This is a genomic window from Actinomadura sp. NPDC048021, from assembly GCF_040653135.1.
Taxonomy (GTDB): domain Bacteria; phylum Actinomycetota; class Actinomycetes; order Streptosporangiales; family Streptosporangiaceae; genus Spirillospora; species Spirillospora verrucosospora.
The window spans coordinates 1-19,500 of the sequence record NZ_JBEZJQ010000019.1; the positions used below are offsets into that span (position 1 = coordinate 1).

Annotated in this window: 16 protein-coding genes, 1 rRNA gene and 1 pseudogene; 15 read left to right on the top strand and 3 right to left on the bottom strand. The window is 74.9% G+C overall.

Features of this window, described 5'->3' with window-relative positions; all coding sequences use genetic code 11:
* The 3 genes from rrf to AB0C87_RS28070 all read left to right on the top strand — a co-directional run.
* Positions 1–94, top strand: a 5S ribosomal RNA gene (gene rrf / locus AB0C87_RS28060); the annotation flags it as partial.
* 1,407 nt (positions 95–1,501) lie between these two features.
* Entirely contained in the window at positions 1,502–2,392 is an 891-nt protein-coding gene (locus AB0C87_RS28065) for a hypothetical protein (RefSeq protein ID WP_360580325.1), read from the top strand.
* 105 nt (positions 2,393–2,497) lie between these two features.
* The gene (locus AB0C87_RS28070) at positions 2,498–3,664 is read left to right on the top strand and encodes an alkaline phosphatase PhoX (protein ID WP_360580327.1); all 1,167 of its coding nucleotides are present in this window, start codon (positions 2,498–2,500) and stop codon (positions 3,662–3,664) included.
* Between the two features lie 6 nt (positions 3,665–3,670).
* Here AB0C87_RS28070 and AB0C87_RS28075 read toward each other — a convergent pair whose 3' ends face one another.
* Both AB0C87_RS28075 and AB0C87_RS28080 read right to left on the bottom strand, forming a co-directional pair.
* Positions 3,671–4,609 (bottom strand): MBL fold metallo-hydrolase, encoded by a 939-nt coding sequence (locus AB0C87_RS28075; protein ID WP_360580329.1) that lies wholly within the window; start codon positions 4,607–4,609, stop codon positions 3,671–3,673.
* Between the two features lie 7 nt (positions 4,610–4,616).
* Positions 4,617–5,966 carry a DUF1015 domain-containing protein gene (locus AB0C87_RS28080; protein WP_345187548.1) on the bottom strand — a complete coding sequence of 450 codons (1,350 nt, stop codon included), beginning with the start codon at positions 5,964–5,966 and terminating at the stop codon, positions 4,617–4,619.
* 72 nt (positions 5,967–6,038) lie between these two features.
* Between AB0C87_RS28080 and AB0C87_RS28085 the strand changes: the two genes are divergently transcribed.
* Positions 6,039–6,482 (top strand): tetratricopeptide repeat protein, encoded by a 444-nt coding sequence (locus AB0C87_RS28085; RefSeq protein ID WP_345187546.1) that lies wholly within the window; start codon positions 6,039–6,041, stop codon positions 6,480–6,482.
* Between the two features lie 56 nt (positions 6,483–6,538).
* Positions 6,539–7,540, top strand: coding sequence for an HAD-IIA family hydrolase (locus AB0C87_RS28090; RefSeq protein WP_345187561.1), 1,002 nt, complete (start codon positions 6,539–6,541; stop codon positions 7,538–7,540).
* A 45-nt stretch (positions 7,541–7,585) separates the two neighbouring features.
* On the opposite strand, the gene AB0C87_RS28095 is transcribed toward AB0C87_RS28090, so the two are convergent.
* Positions 7,586–7,927 (bottom strand): SCP2 sterol-binding domain-containing protein, encoded by a 342-nt coding sequence (locus AB0C87_RS28095; RefSeq protein ID WP_345187543.1) that lies wholly within the window; start codon positions 7,925–7,927, stop codon positions 7,586–7,588.
* Between the two features lie 114 nt (positions 7,928–8,041).
* Here AB0C87_RS28095 and AB0C87_RS28100 point away from each other — a divergent pair, with 114 nt between their 5' ends.
* From AB0C87_RS28100 to AB0C87_RS28145, 10 genes and pseudogenes are all read left to right on the top strand, one after another.
* Complete coding sequence (locus AB0C87_RS28100) at positions 8,042–8,290, top strand: hypothetical protein (protein WP_345187541.1); 249 nt, start codon at positions 8,042–8,044, stop codon at positions 8,288–8,290.
* Entirely contained in the window at positions 8,283–9,086 is an 804-nt protein-coding gene (locus tag AB0C87_RS28105; protein ID WP_353835245.1) for a TlyA family rRNA (cytidine-2'-O)-methyltransferase, read from the top strand. The genes AB0C87_RS28100 and AB0C87_RS28105 overlap by 8 nt, the downstream gene beginning before the upstream one ends.
* 124 nt (positions 9,087–9,210) lie before the next feature.
* A pseudogene (locus tag AB0C87_RS28110) lies at positions 9,211–10,092 on the top strand (NAD kinase); the annotation flags it as partial.
* Between the two features lie 217 nt (positions 10,093–10,309).
* Positions 10,310–12,016: a DNA repair protein RecN gene (gene recN, locus AB0C87_RS28115; protein ID WP_345187535.1), complete on the top strand. Its 1,707-nt coding sequence runs from the start codon at positions 10,310–10,312 to the stop codon at positions 12,014–12,016.
* A 151-nt stretch (positions 12,017–12,167) separates the two neighbouring features.
* Positions 12,168–13,406, top strand: coding sequence for a putative cytokinetic ring protein SteA (gene steA, locus AB0C87_RS28120; protein WP_345187533.1), 1,239 nt, complete (start codon positions 12,168–12,170; stop codon positions 13,404–13,406).
* Entirely contained in the window at positions 13,403–14,356 is a 954-nt protein-coding gene (locus AB0C87_RS28125) for a copper transporter (RefSeq protein ID WP_345187530.1), read from the top strand. Before steA ends, AB0C87_RS28125 begins: the two co-directional genes overlap by 4 nt.
* A 4-nt stretch (positions 14,357–14,360) precedes the next feature.
* Complete coding sequence (locus tag AB0C87_RS28130) at positions 14,361–15,368, top strand: hypothetical protein (protein ID WP_360356702.1); 1,008 nt, start codon at positions 14,361–14,363, stop codon at positions 15,366–15,368.
* Between the two features lie 93 nt (positions 15,369–15,461).
* Entirely contained in the window at positions 15,462–17,078 is a 1,617-nt protein-coding gene (locus AB0C87_RS28135; RefSeq protein WP_360580331.1) for a lipid II flippase MurJ, read from the top strand.
* Positions 17,071–18,264 carry a glycosyltransferase family 4 protein gene (locus AB0C87_RS28140; protein WP_360580333.1) on the top strand — a complete coding sequence of 398 codons (1,194 nt, stop codon included), beginning with the start codon at positions 17,071–17,073 and terminating at the stop codon, positions 18,262–18,264. The genes AB0C87_RS28135 and AB0C87_RS28140 overlap by 8 nt, the downstream gene beginning before the upstream one ends.
* A 227-nt stretch (positions 18,265–18,491) precedes the next feature.
* Complete coding sequence (locus AB0C87_RS28145) at positions 18,492–19,496, top strand: TerC family protein (protein ID WP_345184269.1); 1,005 nt, start codon at positions 18,492–18,494, stop codon at positions 19,494–19,496.
* Positions 19,497–19,500: the final 4 nt, after the last annotated feature.

The following is a 19,500-nucleotide window of genomic DNA, read 5'->3' on the forward strand; positions in this document are numbered from 1 at the left end:
AACACCCGGTCCCATCCCGAACCCGGAAGTTAAGCCCTTCAGCGCCGATGGTACTGCATGGGAGACCGTGTGGGAGAGTAGGACGCCGCCGGACATGAATTGGTCGAGGGTCGCCCTGGAATTTCCGGGGCGGCCCTCGACGCATGTCGTGGGTCGGCCGAAGTAGGCTGAAGACTCCACCGAACCACCAAGAACAGTGACGGACGTGATGAGCGCGGAAGAGGACGGCCGAAGCGACGACAGCCGCGACCGGCGAGGCGGCAACGGGCGGCGTGACACGCCGGCCCGTCGTGGGGGCGATGCCCGCGGCGGCCAGGGAGGGCCCGGGGCTCGCAAGAGCACCGGCCCCCGCAGCGGGGGGTTCCGCGCCGGAGGCTCCCAGGGCGGACGTGGTCGCCCTGGTGACAGGCAAGAACGGGACGCGCGCGGTAAGCGCGACGACCGCAAGCCGGGCCGTCCGTTCAAGCGCTCCGACGACAGCCGCGATGAGCGGCGTCCCGAGTCCCGCGAGGGCCGCCCAGAGGGCCGTTTCAGCGGCCAGGGCGGTCAGGGCGGCGAGCGTAAGGACAGCCGCTCCTCCGGCCCGCGCGGCGAGCGCAAGGACGACCGGTTCTCTGGTCAGCGCGGTGAGCGCAAGGAGGGCCGTTTCTCCGGTCAGGGTGGTGAGCGCCGAGACAATCGCTTCTCTGGCCCGCGCGGTGAGCGTCGGGACAACCGTTTCTCTGGTCCTCGTGGTGAGCGCCGGGAAGGCGGTTTCTCCGGTCAGGGCGAGCGCCGAGAAGGCCGTTTCGGCGGTCAGGGCGGCGAGCGACGAGACAACCGCTCCTCCGGTCCTCGCGGCGAGCGCAGGGACGACCGTTTCTCCGGTCAGGGTGGCGAGCGTAAGGACAGCCGCTTCTCCGGTCCGCGCGGTGAGCGTCGAGACGACCGTTTCTCTGGTCCTCGTGGTGAGCGCCGGGAAGGCGGTTTCTCGGGGCAGAGTGAGCGCCGGGAAGGCCGTTTCTCTGGCCAGGGTGGCGAGCGTCGGGACAATCGTTTCTCCGGTCCTCGCGGCGAGCGCAGGGACGACCGCTTTTCTGGTGAGGGCGGCGAGCGTCGCGAAGGCCGTTCCTTTGACAACCGTGCGCCTCGCGCGGGTCAGGGCGGTGGCGGGCCGCGCCGGGAAGGGCGTCCCGGAGGATTCCAGGGGCGCGGCGGCCAGGGTGAGCGTCGCTCCCAGGGGCGTCCGCAGGATCGCCCGTTCAGGGGGCCCCGCGATGAGCGTGAGGAGCGTCGTCCGGGCGGGCGGCGTTTCGAAGGCAAGCGTGAAGGACGTCCAGGAGAGCGTGACAGGCCGTTCAAGGGTCGCGGTGGCCCGAGGCGTCCGCAGGACGGAGAACGCTCCTACGGGCCGCCTCGCGACCGCGGAGCCCGGTCGGCGCGGTACGAGGAGCGTGAGCGTCCCGCGCCGAAGCATGACGATCCGCTGCTGCCCGAGGACGTCACCGGCGACGAGCTGGACGTGGAGGCGCGCGAGGAGCTGCGCACGCTGCCGAAGGACCTCGCGGTGAAGGTCGCGCGGCACCTGGTGATGGCGGGCCGCCTCGCCGAGGACGAGCCCGAGCAGGCCTACCGGCACGCGAAGGCGGCGCGGCGGCTCGCGTCCCGCGTCGGCATCGTGCGGGAGGCCGCCGGGATCGCGGCCTACCACGCGGAGGAGTGGGCGGAGGCGCTCGCCGAGCTGCGGGCCGCGCGGCGGCTGGGCGCCGGTGACTCCTCCTACCTGGCCGTCATGGCCGACTGCGAGCGCGGTCTCGGGCGGCCCGAACGCGCCCTCGACGTGATCAAGTCGCCGGAGGCGGAGAAGCTCGACCCGGCGGAGCGCGTGGAGCTGCGCATCGTGGAGTCAGGCGTGCGGCGCGACATGGGCCAGCACGACGCGGCCGTCGTGACCCTGCAGATTCCGGAGCTGCGCGACCGGCGGCTGCGGCCGTGGTCGGTGCGGCTGTTCTACGCCTACGCCGACGCACTGGTCGAGGCGGGGCGCGAGGAGGAGGCGTCCGACTGGTTCGCGCGGGCCGCCGCGGCCGACCGCGACGGCGACACCGACGCGGCCGAACGGTACGCCGAGCTCGAAGGCCTCGAGATCCTCGACACCGAAGAGGAAGAGGACGCCGGCGGCGTCCTGACGGAGGCACCCGCCGAGGCGCCGGTGGAGGAAGCCGCCGAGGCGGAGGAGCCGGAGCCCGCCGAGACGGAGGAGCCGGAGCCCGTCGAGGCGTCGGCGACCGACATCGCGTTCCGGGCCGCCGAGCCCGAGGCGCCGGACGCGCCGGACGAGGGCGCGCCCGAGGCGCCGGCGGTCTTCCTGGAGCCGAAGCAGGTCGAGGAGGAGCGGCCGCAGGCGGACTGACCTCCGCTACTTGACTGGCGGGTAGGTTTCCCGGATATTCACGGGACCGCGCCGTTCGGGGGGCCGCCGGACACGTCCGGCGGAGACCGACTCTTTGGAGTTGCCATGCCCCTGGACCGACGCACGTTCCTGCGCGCCGCCGCCGTCGCGGGCGGGACGACCGCCTTCTCCGGCGCCCTGTGGCAGCGGGCCTTCGCATCGGGGCCCGCGCAGCCCGGACCGAGCCCGTACGGGCCGCTGCTGTTCGCGGACGGCAACGGGGTGCGGTTGCCGCAGGGCTTCACCAGCCGGGTCGTGGCGCGCTCGCTCCAGCGCGTCGAAGGGACGAGGTACACGTGGCATCCGGCCCCCGACGGGGGCGCGTGCTTCCGCGACGAGGACGGCTGGATCTACGTCAGCAACTCGGAGGTGCCCGCCGTCGGCGGGGTGTCGGCGATGCGGTTCGACGCCTCCGGGAAGGTCACGTCGGCGTACCGGATCCTGAACGGGACCTCGCTGAACTGCTCCGGAGGGGCGACGCCGTGGGGGACGTGGCTGTCGTGCGAGGAGCACGACCTCGGCCTCGTCCACGAGACGGACCCGCGCGGGCAGAAGGGGGCGGTGTCCCGCCCGGCGCTGGGCCGCTTCAAGCACGAGGCGGCGGCGTCCGACCCCGAGCGCAAGGTCGTCTACCTCACCGAGGACCAGTCGGACGGCTGCTTCTACCGGTTCCGCCCGCAGACCTGGGGCGACCTGTCGTCCGGCACGCTCGAAGTGCTCGTCGGCTCCGGGACGGGCCCCGTCCAGTGGGCGAAGGTGCCGAACCCGCAGGTGTGGCTCACACCGACCCGGGACCAGGTGGACGGCGCCATGCGCTTCCACGGCGGTGAGGGCTGCTACTACACGCGCGGCGTCTGCTACTTCACCACCAAGGGCGACAACCGCGTCTGGGCGTACGACGCGGCCGCCGCGCGGCTGGACATCGCCTACGACGACGACCTCGTCACCGGCGGCGAGGCGCCCCTGCACGGGGTCGACGCGGTGACCGCCACGGCGTCCGGCGACCTCTACGTCGCCGAGGACGGCGACAACATGGAGATCAACCTCATCACCGCCGAGGGGATCGTGACGCCGTTCCTGCGCGTGCTCGGCCACGACGAGTCGGAGATCACCGGGACGGCGTTCAGCCCCGACGGGTCGCGCCTGTACTTCTCGTCCCAGCGCGGCAAGAGCGGGTTCGTCGCGGGCACGGACGGCTACACCTTCGAGGTGACCGGCCCGTTCCGCCGCTGACGGGCCCTAGGCGTGCCGGCCGAGGGCGTGCATGATGCCGGCGACGTTGCTCTCGGCGCTGTTGAGGATCTCGTACTTGGCGGCCAGCTCCGGATCGACGTCGTCGCTCATGGACGCGTACCGGTCCCTGGTGCGGTCGACGACCATCGCGACGGCGTGGTCGAGGTCCAGGCCCTGGTCGCGGGCGTCCTTGACGGCGTCCACCCAGATCCGCAGCTCCTCCGCCGAGCGCTCCAGCGTCTCCTCGACCTCCCGCACGGGCCCGTAGTGCGCGAACAGCAGCCGCTCAGGGCCCAGCGACCGGAACCGGCCGATCGACTCCAGCGCCGTGTCGAGGTCGAAGTCCGGGGGCGGCGTGGCGGGCCGCACGTCCGCCGTCTCCGGGATGTAGATCCCGGCGGCGTCGCCCACGTAGAGGTCGCCGGTCCGCGAGTCGACCAGCCCGACGTGGTGCTTGGCGTGGCCGGGGGAGTAGTGCGACTCCAGCCGCCGCCCGCCGCCGAGGTCGACCGCGCCGGTGTCCTCGACGGCGCGGATCCGCGCCGCGTCCGTGGGCTTCAGCTCGCCGAACAGGGTGTCGAGACCGTCCCCGTAGACCATGCGGGCGCTGCGCATGAGGCGGGACGGGTCCGCCAGGTGCCGGGCGCCCTTCTCGTGGACGACGACCTCCGCGCGCGGGTACATGCCGGCGATGTCGCCGACGCCGCCCGCGTGGTCGAGGTGGATGTGCGTCACGGCCACGCTCGCCAGGTCGTCCGGACCCACGCCCAGCTCGCTCAGCGCGGCCTGGACGACGGGCGCCGAGCCGGACGTGCCCGGCTCCACCAGGCAGGGCCGGTCGGACAGGATCAGGTACCCGGCGGTGATGCCGGTGTAGCCGGCCATCCGCGTGTCGATCTCGTAGACGTCCCCGCCGAGCGGCGTGATCGTGGTCGTGGTGTCCATCCCCCGATCATGGCTCCTGCGGGCCGTCCCGGTCGAGAAGGCGCAGGACGAGGCCGGTGCGGGGCTTGGGACCGAACGAGGTGGACTTGCGCGGCACGCGCTCGCCGCCGCCCGCGACCGCGAGCACGTCCTCGACCCTGAGGGGGTTCAGGATCACGGCCGTCCCGCCGCTGCGCCGGGCGCGGGCGATGGCCGCGGACGGGTCGTCGTGCACCACCTCGATGGCGTTCTCGTTCTCCGGGACGCCCCACACCCCGCCGATCAGCAGATGGTCGAGGACGGCGGTGTCGAGCGCGCGCCAGCGGGGGGAGTGCTCGGACGGCATGGCCTCGCGCAGGGCGTCCGGATCGGGACCGGTGAGCAGGTGCAGGGAGTCGCCGCCGCCGAGGAGGAAGGCGGGGCCCTCGGCGCGGGCGAGCGCGTCCAGAGCCGCGTCCTCGGCCGCGAAGCCGGTCACGGTGAAGACCTGGCCGGCCTTGTCCAGCGCTGCGTCCGGGCGGAGCCCGGGGAGCACGCGGTGGATGGCGCCCAGGTGCGGCGGGTAGCGCGTCGAGTCGACCAGCAGCGCCAGCCCGGAGTCCCAGGGGCCGGGGCCGTCGCCCGCCGCGTGGCGGCGCGCCTGGAGCGCGCGGTAGGTGGCGTAGCGGTGGTGGCCGTCCGCGATGAGCGCCTGCTTGCCGCGCAGGTCGGCGGCCACCCGCGCGTGCAGGTCCGGGTCGGTGACGCGCCACAGGCGGTGGGTGAGCCCGTCGTCGGCGTCGAACTCCATCAGCGGGGCACCGGCCGCGGCTCCGTCGACGACGTCGGCCGCGTCCCCGCCGCCCTCGTACACCAGGAAGATCGGCTCCAGGTTGGCGTTCGCCGCCGCCATCAGGGCGAGCCGGTCGCGGACCGGGCCGGGGAAGACGTTCTCGTGCGGCAGCACGACGCCGTCGGACTCCGCGCGGAGCCCGAGGCCGCCGATCAGCCCGCGCTGCAGGACGGTCCCGCCGCGGGCCGCCTCGTAGACGTACAGGGCCGGTTCGGGGTCGACGGCGAGCGCGCCGCGGTCCAGCCAGCGGCGCAGCCGCCGCCCGGCGGCGTCGTAGGTCTCCCCGGCGGCGCGGGGGAGGTTGAGCCTGATGATGTTGTGGCCGCCCTCCGCGAGCAGCCGCAGCGCCGCCGCCTCGTCGATCAGGTCGTAGGGCGGCATGGTCACCGACGCCGGGTCGCCGGCCACCTCGGGGACGAAGCGGACGCCGCGGAACGGGGCCAGCTCCAGGCCCGCGCCCGTGCGCGGCGCGGCCGTCCCGAAGACGCGTGCGCTGAACTCCTCCGGGTCGAGGGCGGAGGAGAGGTCGTCGTCCACGCTGGGCATGCTATTCAGCGGAGGGCGTCCAGCGCCGCGGCGGGTACGGTCGTACTGATCGATGTCCGAGGGGAGGTCCACATGAGTACTCAAGGACCCGGACGGCCGGAGGATTCCCCAGGCGCCGACCCGGGCGAGCATGCGGACTCGCCGCAGGGCGGGGTCTACGAGTGGTACACGCGGGGCCTGGAGCTGCTGCGGGCGGGCAGCGCCGCGGCGGCGTTGCAGCTGCTGGCCAGGGCGGCCGAGGCCGAGCCGCAGTCGCACAGCATCCGCGAGGCGCTCGCCCGCGCCCAGTTCGGGGCGCGGCAGTTCGGCGCGGCCGCCGAGAGCTTCCGCGGGATCGTGGAGGCGGAGCCCGCCGAGGACTACGCTCGGTTCGGGCTCGGGCTGTCGCTCAGCCGGATGGGCGACTTCGAGGCCGCCGTCGAGCATCTCGCGCTCGCCGCGGCCATGCGCCCGGAGAACGCGGACTACGCGCGGGCGTTGCGGCACGCCAGGGCCACCCTCGCGGCCCGGCGCTGACCCGCCCCTTACCCGTTGGTAACAACCCCCGTACGATCGCAGGCATGAGGAGCGCGATGAAAGGCAGCGACCGTCCCCTGAGCGAGGCGTACGACGTCGCCCTGCTCGACCTGGACGGGGTCGTCTACGTCGGCCGCCGGCCCGTCCCCGCCGCGGCGGAGTCGCTCGCCAAGGCGCGCGCGGCGGGGCAGCGGCTGGCGTTCGTGACCAACAACGCGTCGCGGACGCCGTCGGCGGTGGCGGCGCTGCTCACCGAGGTCGGCGTCCCCGCCGAGGCGTCGGACGTGGTGACCTCCGCGCAGGCCGCCGCCCGGCTGCTCGCCGAACGCCTGCCCGCCGGGTCGGAGGTGCTCGTGGTGGGCGGCATGGGGCTGCGCCACGCCCTCTACCAGCGGGGCCTGCGGCCGGTGTCGACGGCGGCCGGGCGTCCCCCCGCCGTCGTGCAGGGCTACCACCCCGACCTCGGCTACGGGCTGCTGTCCGAAGGCGCCCAGGCGGTCGCCCTGGGCGCGCTGTTCGTCGGTTCCAACGGCGACCTGACCATCCCCGGGGGCGAGGGGCCTCCCCACCCCGGCAACGGGGCCCTCCTCCGCGTGATCAGCGGTGCCACCGGCGTGGAGCCGATCGTCACCGGCAAGCCCGAGCGCCCGCTGCACCAGGAGTCGATCCTGCGCACCGGAGCCGAGCGCCCGCTGGTGGTCGGCGACCGCCTCGACACCGACATCGAAGGCGCCTACAACGGCGGCGCCGACAGCCTCCTGGTCTTCACCGGCGTCACCGGCCACCTCCAAGCGCTCACCGCCCCGCCCCACCGGCGCCCCACCTACCTAGCGCCCGACCTGTCCGGTCTCCTCGTCCCGCATCCGGAGACCGTCAGGGAGGACGGCGCGCACCGGTGCGGGGGCTGGACCGCGCGCCGCGACGGGGACGCGTTCGCCCTCAGCGGATCCGGCGACCCCTACGACGGCCTCCGCGCCCTCGCGTCCGCCGCCTGGGAGACCGAGGAGCCGCCGCCTTCGGAGGCCCTCACCGCGGCCCTGGAGACGCTCTCGCTCTGAGGACCGGGCCCCGGACCGGGGGCTGGAGGGCGGGCCGGACCCCGCTCAGAGGAGCTTGCGCAGCCGCAGGAGGTCGAAGATGCTCGCCTCGATCTTCAGGCGGCCGGCGCTCCACGCCTTGGCCGGGTTCAACTCGTCGAAGGCCATCGCGACGAGGTCGTCGCTGTCCACGGTCAGGCGCACCTGCGCGGCCCCGGGGTCCTCGTCCAGCTCGAACGGGTCGAGGCCGCCCCCGTGCAGCCGGCTGCGGAAGGCCACGCCGAGGTCCGCGACCCGGCAGCTGATCGTGCGCTCGACGACGTGCTCGGCGAGCCGGTCGGCGTCCACCTCGGCCAGGCGCGCGGCGACGCGCTCCAGCGCCGCACGGCACTCCTCCTCGTTCGCCATGGTCAGGCCGTTCCCCGTTCGTCCGGCATCGATGTCGTTCAGGGACGGTAGCGTTCATGGTGAGCCGGAGGCGACTCGTCGCGTGCGCTCCGGGAGCACTGGGAGGTAAACGTGATGTCCGACGAGGCCGCGGAGGAGCCGGAGTTCCCGGCCGCGCCGCCGCCCGACCCGACCGGCGACCCGCGCGTGGACGCCGCCGTCGCCCTCCTCGGCGAGCTCGGCGGGCGGCCCGTCGCCGCGCACGTGGAGGTCTTCGAGGACGTCCACCAGCGGCTCCAGGAGCTCCTCGCCGCCGCCGGGCAGGACGAGCGGCCCGCACCGCCCCGGCCCGCCTTCCCCGACGCCCTGCGCCCCCGTGAGTAGCCGGCGACGCCTGGACGCCGAACTGGTGCGCCGCGGGCTGGCCCGGTCGCGGGAGCAGGCCGGGCAGCTGATCGGCGACGGCCGGGTCCGCGTCGGCGGGCAGACCGCGGCGAAGGCGGCCACCCAGGTCGAGGCCGCGGCCGCGATCGTCGTGGCCGAGGACGGCGGCGGCCCGGAGTACGTCTCGCGCGGCGGGCACAAGCTCGCCGGAGCGCTGGAGGCCTTCGCGGGCCTGGACGCCCGGGGCCGGGTCTGCCTGGACGCGGGCGCCTCCACCGGCGGGTTCACCGACGTCCTGCTGCGCGCCGGCGCGCAGCACGTGTACGCGGTCGACGTCGGGTACGGGCAGATCGCCTGGTCGCTGCGGACCGACGACCGGGTCACCGTCCTGGAGCGGGTCAACATCCGCGACCTGGAGCCGGGGATGCTCGACGGCGCGCCGCCGAGCCTCGTCGTCGGCGACCTGTCGTTCATCTCGCTCAAGCTCGTCCTCGGGCCGGTCCGGCGGTGCGCGACCCCCGAGGCCGACTACGCGGTCATGGTGAAGCCGCAGTTCGAAGTGGGCAAGGACCGGGTCGGCGCGGGCGGGGTCGTCCGCGACCCGCTGCTGCGCGCCGACGCGGTGCGCGGCGTGGCGGAGCACGCGGCGACGCTCGGCCTCGGCGTCCTCGGGGTGGCCGCGAGCCCGCTGCCGGGGCCGTCCGGCAACGTGGAGTACTTCCTGTGGCTGCGCGCGGGTGCCCCGCCGCTGGAGGAGGAGGCCCTGGCGAAGGCGATCGCGGAGGGTCCGCAGTGAGCGTCGCACCGCGCGTACAGGGCGCACCGCGCGTACAGAGGGCGTCGAAACCGGGAACGTCCCGCGCGGGGGCGTTCGTCCAGCCGTCCGCACGCCGCAGCGCGTCGGGGAGTGGGGCGAGAGCATGAGCACAAGGTCGGTGCTGGTCGTGGCGCACACCGGGCGGCCCGAGGCGGTCCGCAGCGCGCAGCTGGTCATCGAGCGGCTCAGCGAGGCCGGGATCTGTGTGCGGGTCCTGGACGGCGAGGCCGACGACATCGGCTGCGCGGGCGTGGAGGTGATGCCGAGCACCGCCGCGGCCGCCGACGACGCCGAGGTCGTCATGGTCCTCGGCGGCGACGGGACGCTGCTGCGCGCCGCCGACCTCACCCGCAGCTCCGGCACGCCGCTGCTCGGGGTCAACCTCGGCCACGTCGGGTTCCTCGCCGAGGCCGAGCGCGAGGACCTCGCCGCCACCGTCGACCGGGTCGTGACCCGCCGCTACGACGTCGAGGAGCGCATGACCGTCGACGTCACCGCCCGCCGCAACGGCACCGTCCTCGGCACGACGTGGGCGCTCAACGAGGCCAGCATCGAGAAGGCCGAGCGGGAGCGGATGCTGGAGGTCGTCGCCGAGATCGACGGCCGGCCGCTGTCCAACTGGGGCTGCGACGGTGTGGTGTGCGCCACCCCGACCGGCTCCACCGCGTACGCGTTCTCCGCCGGGGGCCCGGTCGTGTGGCCGGAGGTGGAGGCGATGCTCGTCGTTCCGCTCAGCGCGCACTCGCTGTTCGCACGGCCGCTGGTGGTCTCGCCGCGCTCGTCGGTCGCGGTGGAGGTACTGCCCGACACGCCCCGCGCGGTGCTGTGGTGCGACGGGCGCCGCACGCTCGACCTCCCGCCCGGCGCGCGGGTGGAGGTCCGCCGCGGCGCCGAGCCGGTGCGGCTCGCGCGGCTGCACCTCACCCCGTTCACCGACCGGCTGGTCACCAAGTTCGGGCTGCCCGTGACGGGCTGGCGCGGGCGGGTCCGCCAGCCATCCCGGCCGTCCCCGCCGCTCGGGGACTCCCAGGTCGGGGACGCCCCGGCGGCCGGCGGCATCGCCGGCTACCCGGGCCCCGGCTTCCCGCCGCAGAGCGCGCCCCCGGGGGCGGACGGGGAGGCGGCGGACGGGCAGAGGGGATAATCTCCACAGGCGCTGATCGGGGATCTGGTTGCGGAGGGTTGTGACGCTGGTGCGTCCGATGGTCGATGAGGTGCGGATCCAGGGCCTCGGTGTGATCGACGAGGCCGTGCTCGATCTGTCGCCGGGCTTCAACGTGGTGACGGGGGAGACCGGGGCGGGCAAGACCATGGTGGTCACCAGCCTCGGGCTGATGTTCGGCGGCCGAGCCGACCCGCAGCGGGTCAGGCCCGGCGCGGGACGCGCCACGGTGGAGGGCCGGATCGTCGTCGATCCCGGCGGCCGCGTGGTCGAGCGGGTCGAGGACGCCGGCGGCGAGCTGGACGACGGCGCCCTGATCGTCACGCGCTCGGTGTCGGCGGAGGGCCGCTCCCGCGCGTTCCTCGGCGGCCGGTCCGTCCCCGTCAGCGTGCTGATCACCCTGGCGGACGACCTGGTCGCCGTGCACGGCCAGTCCGACCAGCAGCGCCTGCTGCAGTCGGCGCGGCAGCGCGGCGCGCTCGACCGGTACGCGGGCGGCGCGCTGACCAAGCCGATGCGCGCCTACACCAAGGCCTACCAGCGGCACCGCCAGGTCAGCGCGCTGCTGGAGGAGCTGACCACGCGGGCGCGCGAGCGGGCCCAGGAGGCCGAGCTGCTCCGCTTCGGCCTGGAGGAGATCGAGAAGGTCGACCCCAAGGACGGCGAGGACACCGACCTCGCCGCCGAGGAGGAGCGCCTCGGGCACGCCGACGCGCTGCGCGGCGCCGCCGACACCGCCCACGAGGCCCTGCTCGGCGACCCCGCCGCCGCGTTCGAGGCCGCGAACGTGACCGGCCTGCTCGGCCAGGCCCGCAACGCGCTGGACGCCGTCCGCGACCACGACCCCGAGCTCGCGGCGCTCGCCGACCGGCTCGCCGAGGCGGGCTACCTGGTCGCCGACGTCGGCACCGACCTGGCGTCCTACGCCGAGTCCGTGGACGCCGACCCGGCGCGGCTCGCGGCCGTCCAGGAGCGCCGCGCCGAGGTGACCGCCCTGACCCGCAAGTACGGCGGGACGGAAGGCACGGTCACCGCGGTCCTGGAGTGGGCGCGCGGGTCCGCCGCCCGCCTCGCGGAGCTGGAGGGCGACGACGACCGCATCGACGAGCTGCGCGCCGAGCACGCCGAGCTCACCGAGCGGCTCGCCGCCGAGGCCGCGGAGCTGACCGCGGTCCGCACCCGCGCCGCCGAGCGGTTCTCCGAGGCCGTCACCGAGGAGCTGACCGCGCTGGCGATGCCGCACGCCCGCGTCGCCGTCTCCGTCACCCCGACCGGCGACTACGGTCCGCACGGCGTCGACGAGGTCGAGGTCCGGCTCGCCCCGCACCCGGGGTCGCCGCCGCTGCCGCTGCACAAGGGCGCCTCGGGCGGCGAGCTGTCCCGCGTGATGCTGGCGATCGAGGTCGTGTTCGCTGGCGCCGACCCCGTCCCGACCTTCGTGTTCGACGAGGTCGACGCGGGCGTCGGCGGCAAGGCCGCGGTGGAGATCGGGCGGCGCCTGGCGCGGCTGGCCCGCAACGCCCAGGTGATAGTCGTCACGCACCTGCCGCAGGTCGCCGCGTTCGCCGACCAGCACCTGCTGGTGGAGAAGTCCGACGACGGAACCGTCACCAGCAGCGGCGTCACCGCCCTTGACCGGGAGGGCCGCGTCCGGGAGCTGTCGCGGATGCTGGCCGGCCTGGAGGACTCCGAGCTCGGCCGCGCGCACGCCGAGGAGCTGCTCGCCATGGCCGCCGAGGAGCGCTAGCGGCGGCCGGGCCCGCAGATCAGTCGACACGCCGGGGCCGCGGCGGGCCGCCCCCCGCTCCGGCAAGGATTACAGAGAGTGCGCGAACGGACACGCCTGGAGTGTCGGCGTTTCCGGCGTCCGCTCCCGTGCTCTGGCAGGATGGCAGTTGATGAACGAGTCGTCACCCACCGCAGAGAGACGCGTCCGGCTGGCCCAGAGGCTGCCGCGGCGCGTTCTCACGCTGGGCCGCGGCCGCGACGACGGGCGGCCCGGGATCAGCGCCACGGTGCGGCTCGACCGCCGCACCAAGGACCTGACCAAGCGGCTGCAGCCCGGCGAGGTCGCGGTGATCGACCACGTCGACCTCGACCGCGTCAGCGCCGAGGCGCTGGTGTCGCGCGAGGTCGGAGCCGTCGTCAACGTCGCGCCCAGCATCTCGGGCCGGTACCCGAACCTCGGGCCGCAGATCCTCATCGAGGCCGGCATCCCGCTGCTCGACGACGTCGGCCCGGAGATCTTCAGCAAGCTTCAGGAGGGCGACCAGGTCCGCGTCGAGGGGCCCGCCGTCCACCGGGGCGAGGAGGTCGTCGCCAAGGGCACCGAGCAGACCGCCGAGTCCATCGAGGAGGCGCTGACCGAGGCCAAGGCCGGTCTCGCCTCCCAGCTGGAGGCGTTCGTCGCCAACACGATGGAGTACGTCAAGCGCGAGCGCGACCTGCTCATCGACGGCGTCGGCGTCCCCGAGGTGGCCACCCGGATCTCCGGCCGGCACGCCCTGATCGTCGTGCGCGGCTACCACTACCGCGAGGACATCGCGACCCTGCGCCCCTACATCCGCGAGTACCGCCCCGTGCTGATCGGGGTGGACGGCGGCGCCGACGCGCTGCTGGAGGCCGGCTACCGCCCCGACATGATCGTCGGGGACATGGACTCGGTCTCCGACGACGCGCTCACCTGCGGCGCCGAGCTCGTCGTGCACGCCTACCGGGACGGCCGCGCGCCGGGCCTGAAGCGCGTGCACGAGCTCGGCAAGGACGCCGTGGTGTTCCCCGCCGCCGCCACCAGCGAGGACATCGCGATGCTCCTCGCCGACGACAAGGGGGCCACCCTGATCGTCGCGGTGGGAACGCACGCGAACATGGAGGAGTTCTTCGACAAGGGGCGCGCCGGCATGGCCAGCACGTTCCTCACCCGGCTCCGCGTCGGCAGCAAGCTCGTCGACGCCAAGGGCGTCAGCAGGCTCTACCGCAGCCGGATCTCCACCTGGTCGCTGCTGTTCCTCGTCCTCGGCGCGTTCATCGCCATCGTCACCGCCGTCGCCATGTCCCCGGCGGGGGACGTCATCAGTCCCCTGCTCGCCGACCGCTGGCACGCCTTCCTCTTCTGGCTGACCGGACTCTTCACGTGATCGATTTCCGCTACCACCTCGTCTCCATCGTCGCGATCTTCCTCGCGCTGGCGCTCGGCATCGTGCTGGGCTCCACCACGCTGTCCAACTCGGTGAGCGACACCCTGCGCCAGCAGGCCAACTCGGCCGCCAAGACGGCCCAGCAGGCCCGGCTCGCGCAGCGCGACCTGCGGCGCCAGCTGGACGGCGAGGAGCAGTTCACCCAGGCGCTCTCGCCGCAGATCGTCGCCGAGCGGCTCAAGGGCCAGTCCGTGGTGCTGATCGAGACGCCCGGCGCCGGCAACGACAGCATCGAGCAGATCAGCCGGTTGGCGAAGGACTCCGGCGCCGCCGTCACCGGGCGCGTCACGATCCAGAAGAAGCTCCTCGACGACGACCAGCAGACCACCGTCGACGAGCTCGCCACGCAGCTCAAGGCCGACGACGTGAAGTTCCCGGAGAACGCGGGCGCCTACGGCAAGGCCGGCGCGGTCCTCGCGGGCGCGCTCGTCACCAAGGACCCCGCCAGGTCCGGCCGCGAGGACGCCGCCGGAGGCGCCGTCCTCAACGGCTTCAAGCAGGCCGGATACGTCACCACCAGCGGCAAGCCCGGACAGCACGCCACCCTCGCCGTCATGGTCGCGCCCGCCGCCCCCTACGCCTACGCCGGCGGAGGCGACGACAACAAGGCACTGATCTCGCTGGCCTCCGCACTCGACGGCGCCGGGCGCGGTACCGTCGTCGGTGGTCCGCCGACCTCCGCGCAGGAGGGCGGGCTGATCGCGGCGCTGCGCGACTCCGACGCCGCCGACTCGGTCTCCACCGTCGACGTGGTGGACACCGCGGCCGGCCAGGTCGTCACGATCCTGGCGCTGCAGAACGAGATCGGCGGCAAGTCCGGGCAGTACGGCACGGGCGCCGGCGCGAACGGCTACCTGCCCTCGCCCGCGCCCACGGCGAAGAACGGGTGACCTGATGAGACGAGGCATCGCCAGGAGCACGCGGCTGGCGACCGGCGCAGGCCTCGGCGCGGTGGCGGCCCGCGCCGCCTACACCGCGCTGACGCGGCGCCCGCCCGGCCTGAACGGGCTGCCCGGCGAGCAGGTCTGGGGCCGCACCAACCACCGCGGCGAGCCGGTCACGCTGCTGGAGGGCCCCGCGTTCGTCGCGGGCGCCGCCGCGGCCGGGCTGCTCGCCCCCGGCGCCGCCGCCCGGGTCCGCGCCGCCGCGCTGCTGGCCGGCGCCGGTTCCGGCGCCCTCGGCGGCTACGACGACCTCGCCGGGTCGGCGTCCTCCCGCGGCTTCAAGGGCCACCTGACCGCGCTCGCGCGCGGCGAGGTGACCAGCGGCGCGGTGAAGATCCTCGGCATCGGCGCGACCGGGCTGGCCGCCGCCGCCGTCGCCGGCTCGCCCGCCCCGACCCGCACCGGCCGCGCGTTCGACACCCTCGTCAACGGCGCCCTCATCGCCGGCTCCGCGAACCTGATGAACCTGTTCGACCTGCGCCCCGGGCGGGCCGTGAAGGTCGGCCTCATCGCCGGGACGCCGCTGGCGCTGACCCGCTCCGGCTCCGCCGTGGTCGCCGCGCCGCTCGGCGCCGCCGCCGCGCTGCTGCCCGAGGACCTCGGCGAGCGCGCCATGCTCGGCGACACCGGCGCCAACGCGCTCGGCGCGCTGCTCGGCCTCGCGGCGACCCGCCTCGGCCGGGGGCCGCGGCTCGCCGTCCTGGCCGGGATCGCCGGGCTGAACGCCGCCAGCGAGTTCGTCAGCTTCACCAAGGTCATCGCGGGCAACCCGGTGCTGAACCGCGTCGACATGCTCGGCCGCCGCCCGGCCGCCGTCCCCGCCCCGGCCCCCGCCGAGGCGGCGGAGCGGGAGACCGGGGAACGGGAGAGCGGGAAGCCCGACACCGAGGACGCGTACCGCCCGGCCGTCCCGCCGCAGGCCGACCCGGCGGGCGACGGCGTCGCCGACCCCGCCTAGCCCGCCGGACGCCCCCCGCAGATCTCGACGAGCGTGCCTTCGCCTACCGTGCCCCCATCCGAAGCGCCACCGCCCGACCGGCGGCGGCCGGGCATGCGCCGGCTGACCGGCGGGCTGGCCGGCGCCGCCGTCGTCATCGCGGTCATCACCGTGCTGGCGCGGCTCGCCGGGTTCGGACGCACCTACGCCTTCTCCCAGACCGTCACCACCTCGTGCCTCAGCCAGGCGTACTTCAGCGCCACGCAGCTCCCGAGCAGCATCTACGAGATCGTCGCGGGCGGCGCGCTCGCGAGCATGGTCGTGCCGGTGCTGGCCGGGCCCGCCGAGCGCGGCGACCGCGAGGAGGTCCGGCGGACCGGGTCGGCGCTGCTCACCTGGATCGTCGTGCTGATGGTGCCCCTGTCGGCGCTGATGGCGCTGTTCGCCCACCCCCTCATGGAGCTGGCGGTGGCCGAGAACCCGCAGGGATGCTCGCGCGGTGACGTCGTGCGGGTCGGCGGGGACATGCTGGCGATCCAGTCCGTGCAGATGGTGATGTACGGGATCGCGGTCGTGTTGTACGGGCTGCTGCAGTCGCACCGCCGGTTCGTCGCGCCCGCCCTCGCGCCGCTGGTGTCGAGCCTCGTGGTGATCGGCGCTTACGTGGTCTACGCGCCGCTCGGCCGGGGCTTCGAGAACGACCTGGCCGGGCTCCCGCTCGGGGCCGAGCTGACGCTGGCGATCGGCACGGCGCTCGGCGGCGTCGCGATGGCCGCCACGGCCGCGGTCGCCGCGTGGCGGCTGCGCCTGCGGCTGCGGCCCACCCTGCGCTTCCCGGACGGGGTGGCGCGGCGGGTGCGGCGGCTCGCGGCGGCCGGGATCGCGACGGTCGCGGCGCAGCAGCTGGCGACGCTGCTGATCGTCCGGCTCAGCTCGCAGGGCACCCGCGGCGCGCTCGCCAACTACCAGTACGCGTGGGCGATCTACCTGCTGCCGTGGGCCATTCTCGCGGTGCCGATCGCCACCAGCGCGTTCCCCCTGCTGTCGGCCCGGATGAGCGCCGCGGACCACGCCCGGTTCGACCAGGTCACCGCGTCCACCACCCGCGCGGTGATCCTGGTGTCGTGCCTAGGGGCCGCCGCGCTGGCCGCCGTCGCCGTCCCCGCCGCGGCGGTGTTCAACCCCGGCCACCCCGACCAGCAGGAGGTGCTGTCGCGCGCGGTGCTCGCGTTCGCGCCCGGCCTCCTCGGCTACGGGCTCGTCGCGCACCTCGGCCGCGTCCTGTACGCGTGCCACCGGGGACGGATGGGCGCGGCCGCCGTGGTCGCGGGCTGGGGCGTCGTCATGGTCGCGGAGGTCGCGCTGGTGCTGTCGGTCGACCGGCAGTGGGTCGTCGCGGCGCTCGGCGTCGGCAACGCCGTCGGCATGACCGTCGCCGGCGCCCTGCTGCTCGTGACGCTGGTGCGCGCGAGGGGCGCCGCGGCCGTGCGCGGCGTGCCGCGGGCCCTGGCCGCCGGGCTGCTCGGCGCCGCCGCGGGCGGCGCCGCCGGGTACGCGACGGCGGCGCTGCTCGGCCTCGGCGGGACGGGCCCGGCCGGGGAACTGCGCAACGTCGGGACCGGGGCGCTCGCCGCGCTGGCCGCCGGCGCCGTCTTCCTGATCATCGCATTCGTGATCGACGGCCGGGACCTGCGGGCCGTCCTCACCCGGAAGGTCACCCGCAATGTCTGACAGGCAGGATCTGGACGGGCTGCGCGTCGCGCTCGTCCTCGGCACCGCCGCCGGCGGCGTCGGCCGGCACGTCCGTTCCGTCGCCGACGGCCTGGTCGAGCGCGGTGCCCGCGTCGTGGTGTGCGGGCCCGCCGCCACCGACGAGCTGTTCGGGTTCGGCGCCGGGGGCGCGCGGTTCGCCGAGGTCGACCTCGCCGACCGGCCCCGCCCGGCGAGCGACGCCAGAGCCGTCGCCCGGCTGCGGCGGCTGCTGCGCGACGCCGACGTCGTCCACGCCCACGGCCTGCGCGCCGGGGCCCTCGCGGTGGCGGCGTGCGCGCGCGTCGTGCCGGGCCCGCTGCGCCTCGGCCGCGGCGGCCCGCCGCTGGTCGTCACGCTCCACAACGCCGTCATCGCCGGTGGCCGGACGGCCGCGGTCTACGGGCTGCTGGAACGCGTGGTCGCGCGCGGCGCCACCCGCGTCCTCGGCGTCTCGCCCGATCTGGAGGAGCGGATGCGGGCGCTCGGCGCCCGGTCGGTCGGGCACGCCGTCGTCCCGGCGCCCGCGCCGCAGGCGCCGCCCGGTCCCGCCGTCCGCGCCGACGTGCGGGCCGAGCTCGGCGTGGGGGAGCGGCCGCTGGTCGTCACCGTCGCCCGGCTCGCCGAGCAGAAGGGCCTGCCGACGCTGCTGGACGCCGCGGCGGCGTGGGCGGGACGGACCCCGCCGCCGCTCGTCGCGATCGCGGGCGACGGGCCGCTGGAGGGCGAGCTGCGCGCCCGGATCGAGGCCGAGGACCTGCCGGTCCTGCTGCTCGGCCGCCGCTCCGACGTCGCCGGACTGCTGGCCGCCTGCGATGTGGCGGTCGTGCCGAGCGTGTGGGAGGGGCAGCCGCTGGTCGTCCAGGAGATCCTGCGGGCGGGCCGGCCTCTGGTCGCGACCCGCGTCGGCGGGATCCCGGGGATGGTGGGCGCCGGGGAGCGGGGCGAGGACGTCGCGCTGCTGCAGGAGCCCGAGTCCGACGCGGCGCTGCTGGTGCCGCCGAACGACGCGGAGGCGCTCGGGCGCGCGGTGAGCCGCGTCCTGGACGATCCGGCGCTCGCGGCGCGGCTGGGCTCGGCCGCCGCCCGGCGGTCGGCGCTGATGCCCGGCGAGGACGACGCCGTCGACCAGCTGGCGGGGCTGTACCTGGAGCTGACCGGACCTTAGACGCGGTTTCCCGCGCTCGGGTTCGAAGACGGCGCCGAAAAATCGCGGGGGAGGGGAACCGCCCCGGAGCGGCCCGCGTTGAAGCAGGTAAGCGGAGGGGAGTATCCCCGCGCGCGGTTCTCGTCAGTACGGTCGGCCCATGCCGGCCCGGGTTCCGCGGCCCGTACCCGATCGCAGGGCGGGAGAGACCTCCGGCGCTCGTCTCATGTCCGCCGGAGGTGTTCACGTTGTCGGTCTCACCCCTTGTCTGGGGCCTCACCATCGCGGCGATCCTTGCGATCATCGCCGCCGACCTGTTCCTGATCCACCGCAATGACACGCGGGAGTTCACCACCCGCCGCGCCGCCTTCTGGTCGGTGGTCTACATCGGTCTCGCCGTGCTCTTCGGCCTCGGAGTCTGGCTCTTCTCCGGCGGGGAGCACGCCGCGCAGTACTTCGGCGGCTTCGTCATGGAGAAGAGCCTCAGCGTCGACAACCTCTTCGTGTTCATGGTGATCCTCGCCAGGTTCGCCGTGCCCAAGCACGCCCAGCACACGGTGCTGATGGCGGGCATCGTGATCGCGTTGGTGCTGCGCGGCGCGTTCATCGCGGTCGGCGCCGCCGCCATCGCGACCTTCACCTGGGTGTTCTTCCTGTTCGGCGCGTTCCTCATCTGGACGGCGATCGGCCTGGTCCGCGGCGGCGACGAGGACGAGTTCAAGGAGAACGCGCTGCTGCGCTGGGCCAAGCGCGTCATCCCGACGTCGGACGAGTACGACGGCAGCCGGTTCCTCACCCGGCGGGGCGGGCGCCGGCTGGTCACCCCGATGGCCATCGTGATGATCGCTATCGGCTCGACCGACGTGCTGTTCGCGCTGGACTCCATCCCCGCGATCTTCGGGCTCACGACCGAGCCGTACCTGGTCTTCACCGCCAACGCGTTCGCGCTCATGGGCCTCGTCCAGCTGTACTTCCTGCTCGGCGGCCTCGCCGACCGTCTCGTCTACCTCGGGCACGGGCTGGCGTTCATCCTCGGCTTCATCGGCGTCAAGCTGATCCTGCACGCGCTGCACGAGTACGGCGCCGGCTGGGCCCCCGAGATCCCGATCTGGCTGTCGCTCGCCGTGATCGCCGGGACGCTGGCCGCCACCGCGGTGGCGAGCCTCGCCGCGGGCCGCAGGCCGTCCCGCGAGCCGCTCCCGGAGGCCGAGCCCGCCGCCGGGGCGGAGACCGGCGCGACACGCGAGAGCTGAGAGC

What these genes read in the sequence shown, in the direction of transcription:
- AB0C87_RS28085 (WP_345187546.1), top strand. Translation starts at nt 6,039, where the DNA reads ATGAGTACTCAAGGACCCGGACGGCCGGAGGATTCCCCAGGCGCCGAC.
- AB0C87_RS28070 (WP_360580327.1), top strand. Translation starts at nt 2,498, where the DNA reads ATGCCCCTGGACCGACGCACGTTCCTGCGCGCCGCCGCCGTCGCGGGC.
- AB0C87_RS28090 (WP_345187561.1), top strand. Translation starts at nt 6,539, where the DNA reads ATGAAAGGCAGCGACCGTCCCCTGAGCGAGGCGTACGACGTCGCCCTG.
- AB0C87_RS28075 (WP_360580329.1), bottom strand. Translation starts at nt 4,609, where the DNA reads ATGGACACCACGACCACGATCACGCCGCTCGGCGGGGACGTCTACGAG.
- AB0C87_RS28100 (WP_345187541.1), top strand. Translation starts at nt 8,042, where the DNA reads ATGTCCGACGAGGCCGCGGAGGAGCCGGAGTTCCCGGCCGCGCCGCCG.
- AB0C87_RS28140 (WP_360580333.1), top strand. Translation starts at nt 17,071, where the DNA reads ATGTCTGACAGGCAGGATCTGGACGGGCTGCGCGTCGCGCTCGTCCTC.
- recN (WP_345187535.1), top strand. Translation starts at nt 10,310, where the DNA reads ATGGTCGATGAGGTGCGGATCCAGGGCCTCGGTGTGATCGACGAGGCC.
- AB0C87_RS28095 (WP_345187543.1), bottom strand. Translation starts at nt 7,927, where the DNA reads ATGGCGAACGAGGAGGAGTGCCGTGCGGCGCTGGAGCGCGTCGCCGCG.
- AB0C87_RS28130 (WP_360356702.1), top strand. Translation starts at nt 14,361, where the DNA reads ATGAGACGAGGCATCGCCAGGAGCACGCGGCTGGCGACCGGCGCAGGC.
- AB0C87_RS28080 (WP_345187548.1), bottom strand. Translation starts at nt 5,966, where the DNA reads ATGCCCAGCGTGGACGACGACCTCTCCTCCGCCCTCGACCCGGAGGAG.
- AB0C87_RS28135 (WP_360580331.1), top strand. Translation starts at nt 15,462, where the DNA reads ATGCGCCGGCTGACCGGCGGGCTGGCCGGCGCCGCCGTCGTCATCGCG.
- steA (WP_345187533.1), top strand. Translation starts at nt 12,168, where the DNA reads ATGAACGAGTCGTCACCCACCGCAGAGAGACGCGTCCGGCTGGCCCAG.